Annotated in this window: 16 protein-coding genes; 4 read left to right on the forward strand and 12 right to left on the reverse strand. The window is 50.2% G+C overall.

Annotated features, from left to right (window positions below):
- The first annotated feature begins 9 nt into the window (after window positions 1–9).
- Both CBR65_RS04360 and CBR65_RS04365 read left to right on the forward strand, forming a co-directional pair.
- Window positions 10–330, forward strand: coding sequence for an EscU/YscU/HrcU family type III secretion system export apparatus switch protein (locus CBR65_RS04360; protein WP_087465722.1), 321 nt, complete (start codon window positions 10–12; stop codon window positions 328–330).
- Window positions 331–449: 119 nt separating this feature from the next.
- A complete protein-coding gene (locus CBR65_RS04365) occupies window positions 450–1256 on the forward strand; it encodes a sulfurtransferase (protein WP_087465723.1) in 807 nt (268 codons plus the stop codon).
- A gap of 73 nt (window positions 1257–1329) precedes the next feature.
- Here CBR65_RS04365 and CBR65_RS04370 read toward each other — a convergent pair whose 3' ends face one another.
- From CBR65_RS04370 to CBR65_RS04425, 12 genes are all read right to left on the reverse strand, one after another.
- A complete protein-coding gene (locus tag CBR65_RS04370) occupies window positions 1330–2058 on the reverse strand; it encodes a hypothetical protein (protein WP_232461350.1) in 729 nt (242 codons plus the stop codon).
- Window positions 2059–2073: 15 nt separating this feature from the next.
- Window positions 2074–2592 carry a DUF2878 domain-containing protein gene (locus tag CBR65_RS04375; RefSeq protein ID WP_087465724.1) on the reverse strand — a complete coding sequence of 173 codons (519 nt, stop codon included), beginning with the start codon at window positions 2590–2592 and terminating at the stop codon, window positions 2074–2076.
- Entirely contained in the window at window positions 2589–3860 is a 1272-nt protein-coding gene (locus CBR65_RS04380; RefSeq protein ID WP_232461351.1) for a cyclopropane-fatty-acyl-phospholipid synthase family protein, read from the reverse strand. Before CBR65_RS04380 ends, CBR65_RS04375 begins: the two co-directional genes overlap by 4 nt.
- A 25-nt stretch (window positions 3861–3885) precedes the next feature.
- A complete protein-coding gene (locus CBR65_RS04385) occupies window positions 3886–4677 on the reverse strand; it encodes a DUF1365 domain-containing protein (RefSeq protein ID WP_087465726.1) in 792 nt (263 codons plus the stop codon).
- Window positions 4678–5961 (reverse strand): NAD(P)/FAD-dependent oxidoreductase, encoded by a 1284-nt coding sequence (locus CBR65_RS04390; protein ID WP_087465727.1) that lies wholly within the window; start codon window positions 5959–5961, stop codon window positions 4678–4680.
- Window positions 5962–5969: 8 nt separating this feature from the next.
- Window positions 5970–6740, reverse strand: coding sequence for an SDR family oxidoreductase (locus tag CBR65_RS04395; protein ID WP_157671974.1), 771 nt, complete (start codon window positions 6738–6740; stop codon window positions 5970–5972).
- Between the two features lie 12 nt (window positions 6741–6752).
- Window positions 6753–8159: a deoxyribodipyrimidine photo-lyase gene (phrB, locus tag CBR65_RS04400; RefSeq protein WP_087465729.1), complete on the reverse strand. Its 1407-nt coding sequence runs from the start codon at window positions 8157–8159 to the stop codon at window positions 6753–6755.
- A 1-nt stretch (window position 8160) separates the two neighbouring features.
- Window positions 8161–8607, reverse strand: a complete 447-nt coding sequence (locus CBR65_RS04405; protein WP_087465730.1) for a nuclear transport factor 2 family protein — start codon at window positions 8605–8607, stop codon at window positions 8161–8163.
- A gap of 1 nt (window position 8608) precedes the next feature.
- Complete coding sequence (locus tag CBR65_RS04410; RefSeq protein ID WP_087465731.1) at window positions 8609–9529, reverse strand: MerR family transcriptional regulator; 921 nt, start codon at window positions 9527–9529, stop codon at window positions 8609–8611.
- Between the two features lie 12 nt (window positions 9530–9541).
- The gene (locus CBR65_RS04415) at window positions 9542–10501 is read right to left on the reverse strand and encodes a DUF523 and DUF1722 domain-containing protein (RefSeq protein ID WP_232461352.1); all 960 of its coding nucleotides are present in this window, start codon (window positions 10499–10501) and stop codon (window positions 9542–9544) included.
- A gap of 203 nt (window positions 10502–10704) precedes the next feature.
- Window positions 10705–11679 (reverse strand): HTH-type transcriptional regulator CysB, encoded by a 975-nt coding sequence (cysB, locus tag CBR65_RS04420; RefSeq protein WP_087465733.1) that lies wholly within the window; start codon window positions 11677–11679, stop codon window positions 10705–10707.
- Between the two features lie 242 nt (window positions 11680–11921).
- The gene (locus tag CBR65_RS04425) at window positions 11922–12827 is read right to left on the reverse strand and encodes a 5'-nucleotidase (RefSeq protein WP_087465734.1); all 906 of its coding nucleotides are present in this window, start codon (window positions 12825–12827) and stop codon (window positions 11922–11924) included.
- A gap of 475 nt (window positions 12828–13302) precedes the next feature.
- Here CBR65_RS04425 and CBR65_RS04430 point away from each other — a divergent pair, with 475 nt between their 5' ends.
- Both CBR65_RS04430 and CBR65_RS04435 read left to right on the forward strand, forming a co-directional pair.
- A complete protein-coding gene (locus CBR65_RS04430; RefSeq protein ID WP_087465735.1) occupies window positions 13303–14985 on the forward strand; it encodes a serine/threonine protein kinase in 1683 nt (560 codons plus the stop codon).
- A 106-nt stretch (window positions 14986–15091) separates the two neighbouring features.
- Window positions 15092–17839, forward strand: coding sequence for a TonB-dependent receptor domain-containing protein (locus CBR65_RS04435; RefSeq protein WP_087465736.1), 2748 nt, complete (start codon window positions 15092–15094; stop codon window positions 17837–17839).
- Window positions 17840–18044 lie beyond the last annotated feature (205 nt).

The following is an 18044-nucleotide window of genomic DNA, read 5'->3' on the forward strand; positions in this document are numbered from 1 at the left end:
AGCTAAACCATGACCGACCGACATCCTGACGACGTATTTTCCCGCGACCAGGTACAAAAGGCCGTTGCACTTTTTTACGATGGAAAAAATGCACCGCATGTCAGTGCCAAAGGAACCGGTGCGATTGCACAGCAGATTATTGATATTGCGAATGAGCACAATGTCCCCTTGTGCGATAACAGCGCATTGGTCGATTTGTTGGTCAACCTTGAGCTGGGCGATGAGATCCCCACATCGCTTTACATCGCGGTGGCCTACATCATCGCGTTTGCCTATGACCTCGAAGGCAAACAACCGGAGGGTTGGCAAGGGAGCAATCCCACACCGTAAAAATTGGTAACCCTTTCACTCAATACAAAAAATAACCTTTTCGTGCAATAAATGCCCTTCACTGTTGGTCACATAAGTGACAAGATAAATTTATCTTCCCATCAACAGAACCCAGGCTTATGAATACACCCCTGATTACCGCCGAACAATTGCAGGCACAAATAGGCAAAGGCGTGGTGGTTATTGATTGCCGTTTTAACTTAATGGATAAAAACCAGGGCTACCAACAATACCGTGCGGGACATATTCCCGGTGCTTGGTATTTTCATCTGGAACACGATCTATCTGCACCGGTTGCTGAGCATGGTGGCCGTCATCCATTACCGGGCGCAGACATTCTGGCCGATAAATTACGCCGTGCCGGCGTGAACCAACAAACACCGATTGTGGTTTACGATGATTCCCGAATGGCTTTTGCCGCACGCGCCTGGTGGTTGATTCGTCATCTGGGTCACGAGCATGTGGCAATACTTGATGGCGGCTATCAAGCCTGGTGCGCTCTGGGGGGCATGCAGGATCGACGGGAACCGGCGCCACGCGCAGGAAATTTTCGCGCGAATTTTACTACTCGGGACGTCGTTAGCTATAACGATATTCAGGAACAAAAGTCCTCCATGACGTTGATCGATTCTCGCGAAGCCCGGCGCTTTGCGGGTCTGGAAGAACCGATTGATCCCATCGCCGGCCATATTCCGGACGCGCTGAATTATCCCTGGCAGGAGGTTACCAATGAACAGGGTTATATCAAACCAGCGGATTGGCACCAGCAGCGCTGGCAAAGCCTGCCGGATAAACATAACCTGGTAGTCTATTGCGGTTCCGGTGTGACAGCCTGCGTAAATTTATTATCGTTGTATTTGAGTGGTATTGAAGCGCGGCTGTATCCCGGCAGTTGGAGCGATTGGTGCTCTTATCAAACACATTAAGAGACCGATATTTTTACAATAAAAAAAACGGGCCATGCATTTTGCACTGGCCCGTTTTTTTAAGTTCGTTCTTTTAACGATATTGGTATTCGATTCTTACATCCCATGCGCCACCTTTGTCATCGTCCAGATTGGAACGGCCCTGATAACGCATCAGGTATTTTTCCGGTGAGTAAGCCAGATAAATCGGATCGGCAAATATCGACGCAAAACGATTGGCCGGCGTAATAACAAAATAACGCCAATCAGCAGGATTGTCGTTAGCCGCAAGCGGTGTTTTATCCGTGGCAACTTCACGCACTTGCAAACGCACTGTATCCACACGGGTCGGCAAGGCAAACATGAAATTGACTTTTTTGCCGGTCGTTAATTTTCCCCAATTTTGTTGAATAAACGCATCAAACCCGGCGTCAATCACCATGGAGGCGTTGTTCATGATTGTTTTTTCATTGGTCGAATAATTCAGACTGTGTGACAACACCAGACGACCGTCAACAAAACGCGCAGAGACTTTCTCATCATCCCGTTTATCGTGTAATTCAAATTCCGGCTGGGTGACTTCACCGGTGTAGAACAGCGTTTTGGTTGCGAAAATGTTACCGTCCGGCTTGGTGTAATTGACGGTGACTTCACGATTGTGATTCATATCGGTGTAATACTCGCTGTACACCAGCAAGTTATTATTGACGTTGTAGGCATTGCCGGTAACGGCATAGTTTTCGTTTGCGAAAGCGGCACTGGCAACAAGAAAAAATGCACCAGCAGCACATAATTTACCGGGGAAAGACATGGTCAACGACATAATGAATCTATCCTTTTACAAGAACCTGTTTACGAGAAATCGGATTAACGGCAGTACCAACAGCCAGATGACGGCCATTATGGCAAAAGCCTGAGTCAATGGCACGCCCCATTGCGCATCCGATAATGCTATGCCGCCGGCATAGGCCAGAGGGCCAGCTACTGCACCGGATATAGCACTGATCCATGGGCGCTGATAGATCCACGATAAGGAATGGTTCAGCGTGGTTCCCATCAAAATCCACAGGCACCACAGCCACACGGGCGACATCCCCTGCCCGGCAAAAATAAAGACACCGGCGCCTGCCAGGAGGTTGTCGTGAACCCAACCAAGAACCAGACATACAGCAAGGGTGGTTTTATCCGAATGGCCATACAGCCAAACGTGGACAACCAGTGCCACTGCGGTAAACAGCGCAGCCCAGAGGTTCCCGCCTAACACGCATACAAACCAACCCAGTTGGAAGATCAGTGCATTGGCAATCCATCGATTGCGAGGATTTTGAAAGATCTTTTTGGCAGGAGTTTCATTCATGCGAAGAAATTCTGCCGAAACTGTGGTTTGGCCAACAAAATCTGGGCCGTGCCGATACTGCGTTCCATAAATCCGCCTTCGCAGTAACACAAATAAAATTCCCACATACGGATAAAGCGTTCATCAAAGCCCTGCTGTCTGACCTGTTCCAGATGCGCCAGGAAGCCATTACGCCAATCGCGCAGGGTGCGCGCGTAATGCTCTCCAATATCTTCCATGTGGAGAATATTCATATTGGTTGCGCGGGTGACAAGATCGCTGATGACCGTGATGGAAGGCAATGAACCGCCGGGAAAAATATAGCGCTGAATAAAATCCACCGACCGCCGTGCTTGCGCGTAGCGTTGGTCTGCGATGGTAATCGCCTGCAATAACATCAGGCCGTCGTCTTTCAATAAACGCGAGCACATCGCGAAATATTCGGCATAGTTTTCATGACCGACCGCTTCAATCATCTCAATGGATACCAGCTTGGTGTATTGCCCCTGTAGATCGCGGTAGTCATCAAAGCGCACCTGAATACGATCCTCCAGGCCCGCTGCTTTAACCTGCATCAGCGCATAATCGTGTTGCTCTTTGGAGATGGTCGTGGTGGTGACGCGGCAACCGTAATGGCGGGCGGCATAAATCGCCATGCCGCCCCAACCGGTACCGATCTCCAACAAATGATCTTCGGCTGTCAGCCGCAATTTTTCGCAAACCACCGCTAATTTATGAACCGATGCCTGTTCAAGTGTGGCCTCCGCCGTTGGATAAATTGCCGAGGAATACATCATGCCAGCGTCAAGAAACAAATGAAAAAAATCATTACCCAGGTCGTAATGCGCCGAGATATTTTTACGTGAACCCTCGCGCGTGTTGCGATTAAACCAGTGAAATACTTTGAGCAGCCCTTTGCCAATACGGGACTGGCGCGAATCCATCGCATCCAGTGCTTCCATGTTGCGCACAAACAGACGTGTGACATTCGTCAGGTTCGGGCTCGACCAGTAACCACTCATGTAAGCCTCGCCCGCACCGATCGAACCGCCAAAGACAACCTCTGCATACAATTGCGGGTTATGAACGTGCAAGTCGGCAACCATATCCGCTTCATTGACATGCTGACCGAATTCAATACATTCCTCGCCTTCGTGTATCCGCAGACAACCAGTTTCCAGTTGCGTCAACAACGCAAACAACATCTTCTTTGCCAACGCCTGGTTCCAGTTGAGTGAATTCAACCGGTGTGGACGTAATTGTGTGATGCGGATGTGTGAGTTATTCACCTTCTTTTCGCCTCTGTGTTAACGGTTAGTCATCGCGCTGGGCAACAGCGGGTAATGGTGGATTGTGTTTTTCTTCATCTCGCAAAGAGCGATGCGGATAAAATGGCACACCTTTCAGAAATAATTTCAACGCTTGCCAATAAATCATCACCGGCACCTTGAGTGTCAGCCAGGGCTGCCGCCACAAGATGCGTTGCAGTTGTTCTGCTGACCATGCCTGACGTTCAAGTGTCAGCGTGGCATCCATGTGGCAGATTCCATCGCGATGATTTTCCATATGCACCAGCAAGTGTTCATCGGGCGCTGTACTCACCCAGTGATAGTGCATATCCAGCGGATTGAAGGGCGACACATGGAATTGTTTCGGGAATTCGGTGCGGGTTTTACCATTGCAATCGCAAGGCACCACATAGCTGTGGCGTTCGTTCCAGGGCGTGTTGTTGACCTGGGCCAGAATCAGGGCCGGCTTTTCTGAGTTGGGTTCAAACAGATAATAGAGCGTGACAGGATTGAAGCAGAAACCCCACATCCGCAAATTGGTTAACATGCGCACCGCGCCCTGCGGACAGCGGCCCAATTGACGCACAACTTCAGCGCGCACGGCCTCTTTCAGTTCAGTGTGCGGATCACCCAGGTAATCACTCCGACAGAATTGTCCGCGCGCTTTCCCATTGAGGGACCAGCCTTTTACACCCTTGAACAAGTGTGGCAATTCATCCAGGTCAAGATAAAATAATGTCGAGTCATAGCTAAACGCATGCGCTTTCGGATGGAAGCGACGATGCCGTAATTCACCTTGGTAAATAGCACTGAACATTTACCATTCCTCACCCAGCATGCGCGCCACATTCACGGCAGAAACGACACCGTCTTCATGGAATCCGTTGCGCCAATAGGCACCGCAATAATGCGTATGGTTTTTCCCGCTGATCTCACCCCAACGCTGTTGCGCCGCAACGCTGGCAAGCGTGAACACCGGATGACTGTAACGATATTGCCCCAGGACTTTTTCAGGATCGATCGCCGCGTTAGCATTTACACTCACACAAAAGGTGGTCGTGCTGTCGAGGCGTTGCAGGATATTCATGTTATAGGTCAAGGCTGCTGCATCAGCGTCCTCACTATTCAGCAACAAATAATTCCAGCTGGCCCAAGCTCGCCGAGCGACAGGAAGCAACCGCGTGTCAGTATGCAGGCATACATCATTCATCTTGTAAGGAATCGCTGCCAGAATATCGGACTCTTCCGTCGTTGGATCTAACAGAATCGCCAGCGCCTGATCGCTGTGACAGGCAAAGATAACCTCATCGAAATGTTGTTGGCCATGGGCAGCGGTGAATAACGTAACACCGTCTTCATGACGCTTTACCCATTGCACGGGTGTGCTCACGCGAATAGCGCCTTTAAAGGCTTTTGTGAGTGGCCCAAGGTAAGTTTTTGATCCACCTTTGATGGTGTACCACTGGGGCTGTTGCGTGACGGTCAAGAGTCCGTGGTTGTGAAAAAAACGGATGAAAAACAACAAAGGCATAGCCGACGCTGTATCGAGGCCGGAGGACCATATGGCAGAAACCATGGGCAAGATGTAATAGCGTTGAAAAAAATCGCTGTAACCGCCGGAGCGTAAAAAATCACCCAGGGTTTTGTCAGGCTCAATCCCGCCGGTGTCATGCAGCTGTATGCACTCGCGATTAAAACGTAAGATCTCCTGCAACATGCGCCAATGATCAGGATTCAACAGGTTGCGCCGCTGGGCAAACACACCATTCAATGACGTACCACTGTATTCAAAGCCGCTGATCTGGCAACTGACACTGAACCCCATCTCGGTGGGCTGACTCACAACACCAAGGCGAGACATTAATTTAATAAAATTGGGATAGGTGCGATCATTGAACACAATAAAACCGGTGTCCACGTCATAACTTTTCCCCCTAACGGTGACCGTGCGCGTTGCGGTATGGCCGCCAATGTCAGCTTCTGCTTCAAAGACAGTTACCTTGTGATGGCGACTTAGCAAATACGCACAAAATAATCCGCTAATGCCGGAGCCGATCACGGCAATATTTTTCGAAACTGAATGGCCTGCGGCTGTTTGCATGAACGCGTTTATACCTTATTACGGGACATTTTTTTCAGGAGTGCAGTTTGCCAACTCAACGGCAGCCAACTGCACAAGGTCATGATAGTCACCAGCTGCCAGGGAAACTGAATGATCCACTTACGCCGCGCCATACCGTAGACAATTTCGTCTGCCGCCTCTTGCGGCGTTTGAATAAAAGGCATGGCAAAGTCATTGCGATCTGTCAGTGGTGTTTTGACAAAACCCGGCCGCACCACCGAAATATCAATGCCCTCCGCCGCCAGATCTACACGCAATGAGTCAAGCAAATATTCCAGCGCCGCTTTGGATGCTCCGTAGGCTTCACTGCGCGGCATAGGCAACAAAGTCGCCATGCTCGATACCCCCAGGATGTAAGCTCGATTGGGTGAGCGACGCAGAAATGGCAACGCCAGTTCAAGCGTGTGAACAGCACCGGTAAAGTTAATATCCATCACGGTCGCGAAGGATTCACTGACGAAATGCTTCACATCAATGTATTCGCAAGTACCGGCATTGATGATCAAAACATCGAGATAACCCACATGATCGTGCAAGGCTTTTTCCGCTGTCAGCAAAGCGTCCTTATCACTCAGATCCACCACCACCGCTTTACACCGCTCAGGAAATTCCTTTAGCAAGGGCTGCAGGTTGGCGAGATTACGCGCGGACACGACAACCTCATTCCCCTCAAGCAAAAGCTTATGGGCCAGGGCAGCACCGATACCGGTTGATGCGCCGGTAATCCAGATTTTCAACGGCAATTCTGCGACAGCCATACCCTGCTCCATCTACGCTGCACCAAGATTGCTGAACAATGCTATGGTGTTTTTACGACTTTCCGCCAGATCAACGATAGGCAATGGATAACCTTGTGTCGGCGGTGGCCTGTGAATCTGTTTATTGGATAAATGTTTCAGTATCGGCAAATAAGTACGAATAAACTCGCCATCGGGATCAAAGCGCTCTGACTGACTGACAGGATTAAAAATACGGAAGTAAGGCGCTGCATCCGTACCGGTAGATGCGCTCCACTGCCAGCCACCGTTGTTCGCTGCAAAATCGCCATCAATGAGCTGCGACATAAAATAGCGTTCGCCGAGCCGCCAATCGATCTGCAGGTTTTTGGTGAGGAACATGGCCACCACCATCCGCAAACGGTTATGCATCCAGCCAGTAGCTTTTAATTGCAGCATTGCGGCATCGACAAGGGGGATACCCGTTCGCCCATCACACCACGCCTGAAACGCCTCGTGATCCTTGCTCCAGGGAAAGGCTTCTGTGTGGCGCTGCAATGCCTGGTGTTTGCATACCCAGGGATAATCCACCACCACATGTTGATAGAATTCCCGCCAGATAATTTCGCCTAGCCAGCAACGAACACCGTCACTGCCGGTGTCCCATTCACCATTATTTGCCGCCAGGACAGCAGCGGCACATTGGCGCGGCGAGATGGCTCCCACCGCGAGATAAGGCGAAAGCGTCGAAGTACCCTCCTGCGCCGGAAAATCCCGCTCGGTTTGATAATCGTGTAAATCCTGCTCAATAAACCGTTGCAGGCGTCGACGCGCTTCCACCTCACCGGCCGGCCATTGTTGGTGTAAATCCCGTTGGGGAAAGGGTTTAAAAACCGCATCAATATCCGGCGACTCGATGGCATCACCGGCGGGTTGTTTGAGCGGTGCAGACAGGGGGTGCAAACGTAATGGCATAACGGTTTGCAACCATTTCTTTTTGAAAGCGGTAAAGACTTTATAGGGTTCGCCCTGGCCGTTGCGTAACATACCCGGCGGCACAATGACGCGATCATGGAAGCGTTTAACGATCATGCCTTGCTCACGGCAAACCTCGGCTACCGCGCGATCACGCTGTAATTCATCAAACGGATACTCCGCATTAAAAAATAATTGCGTGCAGGCATGCTGCTGCGCAATTTGCAATAATTGCTGCGGAATATCCGCTGCATGATCAACCCGCGCAACCACCAAAGGTATATTCCGCTTGGCTAATTGCGGAGCCAGAATCTGCAAATGACGGCGAATAAAATCCAACCTGGCGGGCGCGATGGTGTGACGCTCAATATATTCTGTACATAACTGGTAGACCGCAACGACACCCTCAGCCAATTCACCGGCGCGATAGAGGGCAGGATTGTCTTCCAGGCGGAGATCGTGACGCAGCCAAACAAGGGTTTTCATCTCAAGCCTCCATGCGTTTTTTTATGCGCTGGATGACCCAACCCATCACGGGCAAATGCTCATACAGCATAGCGCCCGCATCGTAATAATCACGGTGATAAAACACCTTATCCTGAAACTTGATATGGCTGTTGCCACTGATCGTCAGCAATTTTCCGTTAGCCAGCTTTGGATGACGATAGTGCATATGCCAGAAGAGCACAGCTTGATGTACACCTGCCGATTGCTGCGATGACGATTCAATTACCTGGCCAAATTCAAAGCGGCATTCCTGCAAGTTTTTCATCGTGCCCGCAAAATAACGCGCGACCTCACCCAAACCTTCAACGCGCTGCAATGGGTCCTGAAAAATAATATCTGCACGATACACATCCGCCATGGCAGGAATGATGCTTTCATCAAATCGACTATAGAGTTCCTGCACTTGTTGAACGATACGACTGTTCATATCAAAGGTCCCGATCTAACGTGTTGCGCTCTGTGAATTCCCGGATAAGGGTGGCGAGGATACCCTGCAAACTGTCGCCCGCCAGCAAGTGCTCTATTGCATCGTGGTCGCCGATGAACATACGGGTAATCTTGCCGGCTAAAAAAACCGGAATCGCCAATATTTGTTGCCAGTCCAGAACCTGGTGCGACAGATTGGTGAGATGCATCGCCGAATCGCCATACAAAACCAAACCCTCGGCCCCCAATTGTTCAACGGCAAAAACCAATTCCGGTAACGGTAAATAGCCGATGTACTCGGCCTGGAAAGTATTTACGAGCAAACTGTAATTCAGGATCAGCGGCAATATATCGCCATCGTCCGGGTTAAGGTTTACCACGAGTAAGCGTTTTCCTTTTGCTGTTTGCCGTTGCCGGTAATGACCGAAGTAGAAATGCTCCAGCACCACACTGTGCAGAAAGGCCAGTTTCGTTTTAGTGCCGTATTCCGGTTTGATCTGCAACTGCTCCAGTACATTGGCGAGCAATTGATCAGCAATCAGCTCAGCGGGGTACAGTGAGATTAATTCATTCAGCAATCCAGTCAGGGCAGCACGGTTTAATTGGTTGAGCGCTGTCTCGATACGCGCCGTGTAATCAACCCAGACGCTGTCGATGCCGGCTTCGGCATCAACCGGTGTCTCGTTGGCAAGGATGCCCTTAACCTTACTGATCGCGAGTCCGCGTACCAGCCAGGCCTGAATCGCTTTCACACGCTCTACGTCTTCCTGGCTGTACAGGCGATGGCCCTTTTCTGTACGGGTCGGCGTTAATAACCCGTAGCGCCGCTCCCAGGCACGCAGGGTTACGGTGTTGACGCCCGTCAAACGCGAAATGTCGCGGATCGGCAAGAGTAATGGCGTTTCGTTTTCCTGCATGTTCATAACGGTCTTCGATTACAAATTGTTGACGATGGCATTGCGCAAGCCGAGTTTTTCGGGATGCGGTGACCAGAAAGTTTGTTGTTTGAGGTAGGGGTTATCCACCTTCATCAGGTGGTGTTTGAGTATTGTCAGCGGCACGACCAAAGGCACCTCGCCCTGCTGGTATGCCTTGATCAACCGGTCCAGCTCCGCGTTTTCCTCCGGTTTCAATAATCCCTTCAGGTATCCACGCAGGTGCATCATGGTGTTGGTATTGCCTTTACGATTGGCGATGTGGCCCAAGGCAGTCATAAACATGACGATAAACTCGTCGCATACCAGGCGAATATCTGTCCCGGATAAATCGGATAACAGCTTGCCAAGCGCGGTGTAGCTGGCCACATGGTGCGCCATCACCTGATATTTATAGCGGGAGTAAAAGTCGATCAGTTTTTTCGGTGTTGGGTCGGCAGCGACTGAGCGCTTCCAGTCATGAAGCGCAAAGACCCGCGTGATGAAATTGTCACGCAAGCCTGGATCGTTCAGGCGTCCGGCTTCCTCAACCGGCAGCAACGGCATCAATTCCATCAGACGCGCGGCATAGGCGCCCCGCCCTTTGTTATCCAGTGGGTGGCCGTTGGTACCGTAACGTTTCATATCAAATACGCCACAGCTCGGTGAATTCTGCATAAATACATAACCGCAGATGTGCGGCATAGCCGCAACCGCCAAATCAGCCTGGGCGGCCAGGGCCTCGGTCACATCCAGGTCGGGATTGGTGACTCCCTGGATACGTGAACCCCGATCGGTTGCCACAATGCGAATCGGTTTGCGCGGGATGCCCAGACCAATGGCAACCTCCGGACACACCGGATGAAACGCCATGTACTGCCCGAGTACTTCGGTGAGATAGCGATTGTGCTTGTGCCCGCCGTCAAACCTGACTGGTTCGCCCAACAGGCATTCACTGACTCCTACAAGAATCTTGTCCATCATAAAACCTATACAAGATTAAGTTCGATGTATAAGTTTTAAACCTAAATGTTGTACAACGCAACAAGTTTGTATAAGTATTTTTACAATATTGGCAAGGAGAAAGCCTAACAAAAGGCTTGAGGAAAATTACCCAACCACTTGATATAAAAGAAAAAGCCGGACATCGTCCGGCTTAAAAAGGAGCTAAATCCACCAAGGATTTAGTAAGACGGCAACTCAATATCTTCGAACAATTCATCCAACTCAGCTTTGGAATGACGATTAAAGGCTTCGTTGACGATGTCTTTGGTAAGGTGCGGGGCAAACTTCTCAATGAAGTCATACATGAACCCGCGCAGGAAGGTGCCGCGACGGAAGCCCAGCTTGGTCACGCTGCTCTGGAACAAGTGACTGGCATCCAGCGCCACTAAATCAGAATCCACCGACTCGTTGTAAGCCATCTTGGCGATGATCCCGATACCCAAGCCAAGGCGCACATAAGTCTTGATTACGTCCGCATCCGCCGCTGTGAATACCACCTTGGGCGCCAAGCCGCGGTTGATAAAGGCTTCATCCAGCTTGGAGCGACCGGTAAAGCCGAACACGTAAGTCACAATCGGGTGCTTGGCTACATCTTCCAGGGTGAGGTGAGATATCTGGGTCAGCGGGTGATTTCGTGGGACCACAATGCAGCGATTCCAGCGGTAGCAAGGCATCATGATCAGATCGCTGAACAGCTCCATGGCTTCTGTCGCAATAGCAAAATCAACGGTGCCATCGGCTGCCATCTCGGAAATCTGCATGGGCGTGCCCTGATGCATATGCAGTGACACTTCCGGGTATTGGCGAATAAACCCACCAATCACCGGTGGCAAGGCGTAACGGGCCTGGGTGTGGGTGGTGGCGATGGACAAGCTGCCCTTGCGCTCGTTGCTGAACTCCTGGGCAACCTGCTTGATGCTTTCAACCTTGCGCAGAATTTCCCCGGCTGTCTTGAGGATGGCCTCACCTGCCGGGGTAATCCGGGTCAGGTGTTTACCGCTACGAGAAAATATCTCTACACCCAGCTCATCCTCCAGCAAGCGTATCTGCTTGCTGATCCCTGGCTGGGATGTATACAGGCTCTGGGCCGTAGCTGACACATTCAGGTCGTGATGGGCTACTTCCCATATATAACGGAGTTGTTGAAGCTTCATAAGCCCTCCAGATGGCCCCTCTTCTTAGTTAGATGTTGTGGGTAGTTCTTGTCACCGCGCCGCGAGTAACGGTGCAGTTAAACAAAAGGACTCGTGTTATAAAAATTAAATACATTATTCGTCTACAGAATAGTTGGCATTTTACACTTTGCCAATTGACGGCTAACACAGTCGACTTTCTATAACTTTAGACTATATCCAGAAATTTAATAGTTTTTGTAGAACAGGTCTCGATTTACCGTTTATTGCAGCGGTTCGTTAGCAATTCCGTGGGGAACGTGACCAGTAGCCACATGTTCGCTGGCTGAGTCGCAATGCATGCGTTGATCGTCAAAGAACACATCGGCTCCGTAGGCTTTGAGGAACGGCCCCTTGGCCAACCCGCCCAGAAAGAGCGATTCATCAATACGAATGTTCCAGGCACGCAAGGTACGAATCACCCTTTCATGCGCCGGGGCGGACCGGGCGGTGACCAGCGCTGTGCGGATCGGGCAGATGTCACCACTGAATTCAGCCTGCAGGCCTTGCAAGGCCGTCAGGAATTCCTTGAAAGGCCCCCCGCTCAGCGGTTGTTTTGCAGATAACTTTTCACTTTCAGTAAATGCGCTAAGTCCCTGTTTTTTAAAAATTTGTTCCGCCTCATCCGAGAAGAGAACCGCATCGCCATCGAAAGCAAAACGCAATTCATCGTGTTCGGCTTTATTCTTGGATGCAATCAAGGTTGCTGCCGCCATACCGTGGTTCAACGCCTGGCGCACGTCCTCACCGTCGGTAGAAAGGAATAGATGACAACCAAAGGCAGAAGCATAACGGTAAGGCGACACACCACCGCAAAAGGCGGCGCGGGTGATGGTTAACCCGTAGTGTTCGATGGAGTTGAAGACCCGCAGGCCAGTATCCGCACTGTTGCGAGACAACAGAATAATTTCAACGCGCGGATCGCCACCCAGGCGCTCATTTACGCGCAAAAGCTTTTTCACCATGGGAAAGGCATCACCGGGCAGCAGAACATCATCTTCGTGCTCGATCTGGTGGCGGGCGTAGGCTTCCAATCCTTCCTTTATATAGACCTGATGACTGTCGTCCAGATTAAACAACGCGCGCGATGAGATCGCGATCACCAGCTTGTTACCAAAACCTGAGGGCATAGTGGGTCCAATTTGTTTGTTGATAGGCGCAGTTATACACGATTGGTCGCGCGCTGCAATGTCTTGCTCGCGGTACAGGATGGCCTCCGTGCGACCGCAGGATTTGGCCAGCGCCGCTTCCTGCCCGATACCGCAGGGTAAATTGAGCCTGCATAACCCGCGACGTTGGTAGATATCGATAAAGCTCCCAAATTATCAAGCTTCCCTTCTCTGCATAAATAGTCGCTCGATAAGCATTCAACTCATCCCATTTTGTACGAAGGAATTGCCTTCGCAAAAAATCGACTTTAACAAAACCTTCATAAAACTGTCGCCTAAAAGTCATAAACGATAACGATCATAGGCGCCATCGAAATGAGATGTTTCGCACATTCTCCCGATACTAAAAAACGTGCGGAGCACGCAGTACACATAACGCCGGCTTCTTACGAAGCTTAAAAATTTTTGTGACCCCTCTATCAGGAGTGTTAGACCTATGAAGATGACGCATATTGTGAGCGCAACTGCCCTCGCCGTTTTACTGACCGCCTGTGGTGGTGGAGATATTGAGGTTGATGCACGCAATCAATCCAACACAGACAACTCTGTTGGTGACAACAGTAACAATAACTCTGGCGGCGGCAACCCAGGCGGCACAACGAATCCTTGCGCTTCTTATGTTGATGCTGAAGGCGTTACCTTTCGCGGCTCCTACGACGCACCTAATTGTGTTTATGGCACAACTTTCGTTAGTTTGACCAAGCCTTATACCGGTGAAGAAGAACTTGTTTTCGCCGCACTTGAAAATGACGGCGCGCATGTTTTTAACGACAGTCTGGTTATCGGCCGCAATTACAGCAACGATGCAGATATGACTGCTGCTGGAATCGCCCAAGGCGGCGACGGTTCCGTATTACGTCTGGAAGCCGGTGCCATCCTGGCATTCCGCTCCAACGATGACTACATGGTTATCAACCGCGGCTCACAAATTTATGCCGAAGGTACTGTTGATGCACCTGTTATTGTTACTTCCGACAGCGATGCTGTTGATGGCACCGTTGGTGCTGAAGACGTTCAACAGTGGGGCGGCATGATCATCAACGGATTCGGTGTAACCAACAAGTGCTCATACACTGGCACCATGATGGATGGCGACCTCGCCACTTCTGACTGTCACGTTGACGCCGAAGGTAAGTCCGGCGCCGGCCAGACTCAATACGGCGGCGATAATAATGAAGACAGCTCAGGCTCACTGAATTACTTCATCGTCAAACATACCGGTGCCCAGGTTGCTCCGGGTAACGACCTAAACGGTATTTCTTTCAACGCCGTTGGCTCAGGCACTGAAGTTAATTACCTGCAAGTTTATTCAACCTACGATGATGGTATCGAGTTCTTTGGTGGCGCAGTTGATATCAACCACTTTGTTGCGTTATACGTTCGCGATGACTCCATCGATATCGACGAAGGTTACGTAGGTACTATCGATTACGCACTGGTTATTCAAGGCGAAGAAGATGGTGACCACTGCATCGAATCTGATGGTATCGGCAGCTATGGCGACATCTCTTCAGACGCGCAAAATGATTTGGTTGCTCGCGGTCTGAACAGCCGTGCCACCATCAAAAACCTGACTTGTATTGTGTCACCAAACGAAATGGGTACTCACGACGCAGGCCATGGCTGGCGGATTCGTGAAGCACATTTCCCGACTATCCAAAACACCATTCTGACTACTGCTTACAAAGCTGACGGCGCTGCCGATGCTGCAAACTATTGCGTGCGCATTGAATCAACCCAAGGCCTGCAAGCTGCACAAGATGGTGACCTGGTGATCGAAGAATCCATTATTGCCTGTCAAGACCTGACTGCTGGTGGCCCGTTACCAGATACCACTACTACCCTGGCATTCCTGCAAGCGAGCAATGATGTAATGCAAACCGCTGAAGCCGGTGAAGATCCGACAGCTGCTAGCAACCCGGCTCTGGTTATCCTGGATGGTTTCTACTCTCTGGCGCTGGGCGACACTCTGGTAAACAGCGCGCCCACCACCGTAGTACCAACTGACAGCCGCGCTTTTGTAGGTGCAGTAACTGCAGACGACGATTGGACCGCTGGCTGGACCTACGGCTTGCACCCGGAAAATCGTGGCCAACCGCTGTGGTTTGAAGCTGAATAATTTCGGCCAACCCATTGAGTAGCATTCGATTGCCGTAATCAGAAGGGCGCCTTACGGCGCCCTTTCTGTTAGGCAGCTCGTTAAGTTGACAAAACAGGTCAGTCAGATGAACACAAAACGTTATAGCAATCACCCGCTCCTCACCGGGTTCACGGTGAGCCTACTCAGCATGACCATCAGTTCCGTGGTGCATGCACAGGATGATAACGCTGCGCCAAGCATAGTCGCGCCGCCGATACTTGAAGAAATGATCGTTCAGGGACGTCTGCAAACCGGTGCTCAGAGCGTTGTGATGGAGCGGATGCAAGAAGCCGTCGCTGCAGATCTTATCGGCTCTGAACAGATTGGTCGCGTAGGTGACTCAACAGTTGCAATCGCTTTAACCCGCGTCCCCGGCGTCACCTTGGTTGACGATAAATTTGTTTTCGTGCGCGGTTTGGGTGAGCGTTATTCAAGTACCAGTCTGAATGGTGCAATGGTCCCCTCACCGGATCTTTCACGCAACGTTCTACCGTTAGATATATTCCCTACGTCTATCGTCGAATCCCTCTCAATTCAAAAGGCGCCTTCTGCCAACAAGCCTGCAGCCTTTGGTGGCGGTAGCGTTGATATTCGAACTAAGGGTATTCCTAACGAATTTGTATTTACCGTTGAAGTCGGTACAGGGATGAATACCGAGTCCTCGGAGTTTTTGACTTATAAGGGCGGTTCAGATGATCGCTGGGGTAAAGATGATGGCTCCCGTGAACTTTCACCCACTATTGAAAATGCGCTGGATACCTATCGGGGTGATTTTACGCCCGCAAACATCAATACGATCGGAGGCTTGGGCTCGATAGCGGATGCAAGCGAAATCAACCGCAATCTAGCGTTGGATTTAAACCGTGAAATCTCTCTGCGCGAAACCAATGGCGAGCCGGACATTGAAGGTGAGATCAATATCGGCAACAAATACTATCTGCCCAACGAAATGGAAATTGGTTTTCTTGCAGGCGTTGCCTATGACAGCAAGTGGCGTAGCAGTGAAATTACCCAGCGCAAATTGGGTAACCCGGAAGAGCAAGTACTGTTTGAGGACGAAAGTGTTTATTCAGTGGACCTAACTGGAAACTTCAGCTTAGGGCTGGTACTGAACTCTGAAAACAAAATCGAGACCACTAGTATCTTTTTACGCAACACGGACGATGAGGTTTCTGTTGCGGATTACTTCAGTGCGAATAACCTTCTTTCTGACGGTGACGGTAACCGTAATAGCGATATCCGCTATGAGCAACGCGAAATGGAAATTCACCAATTGCACGGCGAACACGAGTTCGGCTGGGACACCATTGACAGTTTAGGACTGGAGAAGCTGTCTTTCCTCGAAGGTTTGTCAGTCAACTGGTATATTTCTGACAGTGAAGCCACCACTGAAGTCCCAAATGAAGTTCGCATCAAGAGTCGTATCGTTGCCGACCCGGCTACAGGTGAAGCATTAAGTAGTCGTGTTGAAACCAGTAATAATTCGGCAGGCTCTTTCCGTTTCACTCACTTGCGCGATAATGTAGAAAGCCGTGGCATTTCTGTGACCATGCCGTTTGAACTCGCGGACTTCAGCATCAAAGTGCAAGGTGGTACCGATTATTGGCAAAAAGCACGTACTTACGAGCAGCTGGAATTTTTCCTCGGCAGTACAACAGGTGCCAACCCATCTATATACGATGGCCCATTGGGCGATGTATTTTCTGACGAAAATATAGCCAACGCGGACAATGGTTTCTTGATTGCCACCAACGGAGGCAACGCAAACAGTTACATTGCGGCCAACAAAGTCAATGCTGCCTTCGGTAACCTTGATGTCACTTGGAAGGAAACACTTCGTGTTGTGGTCGGTTCACGCTGGGAGGATTATCAGCAACTAAACCTGCCTTGGGACCCCATTAAATATGACGGTAGCCAATTCCCTGGTGCCGACAGCAATGATCCCGATGAGGTCGCGGATTATTTCCTGAACGCCACCTATACCGACGATGACTTTTACAACTCTATCGCCGTAACATGGATGGTCCAGGATTTTTGGGCAGAAGACTTCCAATTGCGCGCGAGCTTTGGCGAAACCACAGTACGCCCTGACTTGCGGGAAATATCTGACTCCAGTTACTTCGATCCCATTACTGACATCGCTGTAGACGGCAACAGCGATGTACTGCCTTCCCAAATGGATAACTACGACTTGCGTGCCGAGTGGTTTTTTTCCAATGGCGACAACTTCACCGTCTCACTTTTCTACAAAGATATTGTGAATCCGATTGAATTGTTCGAAGGTGCCGCTACGGACGACAACATTACCGCTGAAATCCACAATGCCGAAAGTGCCGAGGTTGCCGGTGTTGAGCTGGAGTTCCTGAAGAACCTGGGTGATGTCGCTGAAGTGCTGGACCCTTTCTTTATCCAGGGTAACTTCACATTCCTGGATCAGGAACTTGTTGCCGGGGATAACGCTGATGCACCAACCAATGAAATACGTCCCTTACAAGGCGCGTCTGACCAAGTTACCAACTTGATCTTCGGTTTCGACTCACCGGACGGTATGCATGCGGCAACCCTCTCATACAATGTGTTCAGTGAGCGGTTGTTTTTCGCGGGCCGTAATGGCGCACCGGACAGTTATGAGCAACCATTCCACTCGCTGGATTTCACCTACTCATTCTATCCACTCGATAGTTTGACTGTGAAATTTAAAGCCAAAAACCTTCTGGACCAAGACTTAAGTATCGAAGCGCGCAATGAGGAAAGTGGCAATGCGCAAACGGTCGAAATCTACAACGCCAAACGCGGCCAGGATCTGAGCCTTAGCGTTCAATACAAGTTTTAACAGCTGATTAAGTAATTCCGCTTGTTAGCCGCTCCCCGAGCGGCTTTTTTTTGCCTCGTTGTCGCAGCCCCCCTGCACTTATCTACATCTCAAGCATCATTTCACTTAGCAAAAGCCTGTAAATCTTGCTTAAAATTGATAGAAAAATGCATTAATAGGCTTTTTGTCATAATAAATTAACATTTTCATGCTAGGCCGGATGCTA

This window comes from Cellvibrio sp. PSBB006, from assembly GCF_002162135.1.
Taxonomy (GTDB): domain Bacteria; phylum Pseudomonadota; class Gammaproteobacteria; order Pseudomonadales; family Cellvibrionaceae; genus Cellvibrio.

Excerpts from the sequence above, each read along its gene's own strand:
- CBR65_RS04370 (WP_232461350.1), bottom strand. The coding sequence starts at position 2,058 with ATGTCGTTGACCATGTCTTTCCCCGGTAAATTATGTGCTGCTGGTGCA.
- CBR65_RS04385 (WP_087465726.1), bottom strand. The coding sequence starts at position 4,677 with ATGTTCAGTGCTATTTACCAAGGTGAATTACGGCATCGTCGCTTCCAT.
- CBR65_RS04395 (WP_157671974.1), bottom strand. The coding sequence starts at position 6,740 with ATGGCTGTCGCAGAATTGCCGTTGAAAATCTGGATTACCGGCGCATCA.
- CBR65_RS04365 (WP_087465723.1), top strand. The coding sequence starts at position 450 with ATGAATACACCCCTGATTACCGCCGAACAATTGCAGGCACAAATAGGC.
- CBR65_RS04430 (WP_087465735.1), top strand. The coding sequence starts at position 13,303 with ATGAAGATGACGCATATTGTGAGCGCAACTGCCCTCGCCGTTTTACTG.
- CBR65_RS04415 (WP_232461352.1), bottom strand. The coding sequence starts at position 10,501 with ATGGACAAGATTCTTGTAGGAGTCAGTGAATGCCTGTTGGGCGAACCA.
- CBR65_RS04360 (WP_087465722.1), top strand. The coding sequence starts at position 10 with ATGACCGACCGACATCCTGACGACGTATTTTCCCGCGACCAGGTACAA.
- CBR65_RS04435 (WP_087465736.1), top strand. The coding sequence starts at position 15,092 with ATGAACACAAAACGTTATAGCAATCACCCGCTCCTCACCGGGTTCACG.
- cysB (WP_087465733.1), bottom strand. The coding sequence starts at position 11,679 with ATGAAGCTTCAACAACTCCGTTATATATGGGAAGTAGCCCATCACGAC.
- CBR65_RS04405 (WP_087465730.1), bottom strand. The coding sequence starts at position 8,607 with ATGAACAGTCGTATCGTTCAACAAGTGCAGGAACTCTATAGTCGATTT.
- phrB (WP_087465729.1), bottom strand. The coding sequence starts at position 8,159 with ATGAAAACCCTTGTTTGGCTGCGTCACGATCTCCGCCTGGAAGACAAT.
- CBR65_RS04425 (WP_087465734.1), bottom strand. The coding sequence starts at position 12,827 with ATGCCCTCAGGTTTTGGTAACAAGCTGGTGATCGCGATCTCATCGCGC.
- CBR65_RS04410 (WP_087465731.1), bottom strand. The coding sequence starts at position 9,529 with ATGAACATGCAGGAAAACGAAACGCCATTACTCTTGCCGATCCGCGAC.
- CBR65_RS04390 (WP_087465727.1), bottom strand. The coding sequence starts at position 5,961 with ATGCAAACAGCCGCAGGCCATTCAGTTTCGAAAAATATTGCCGTGATC.
- CBR65_RS04375 (WP_087465724.1), bottom strand. The coding sequence starts at position 2,592 with ATGAATGAAACTCCTGCCAAAAAGATCTTTCAAAATCCTCGCAATCGA.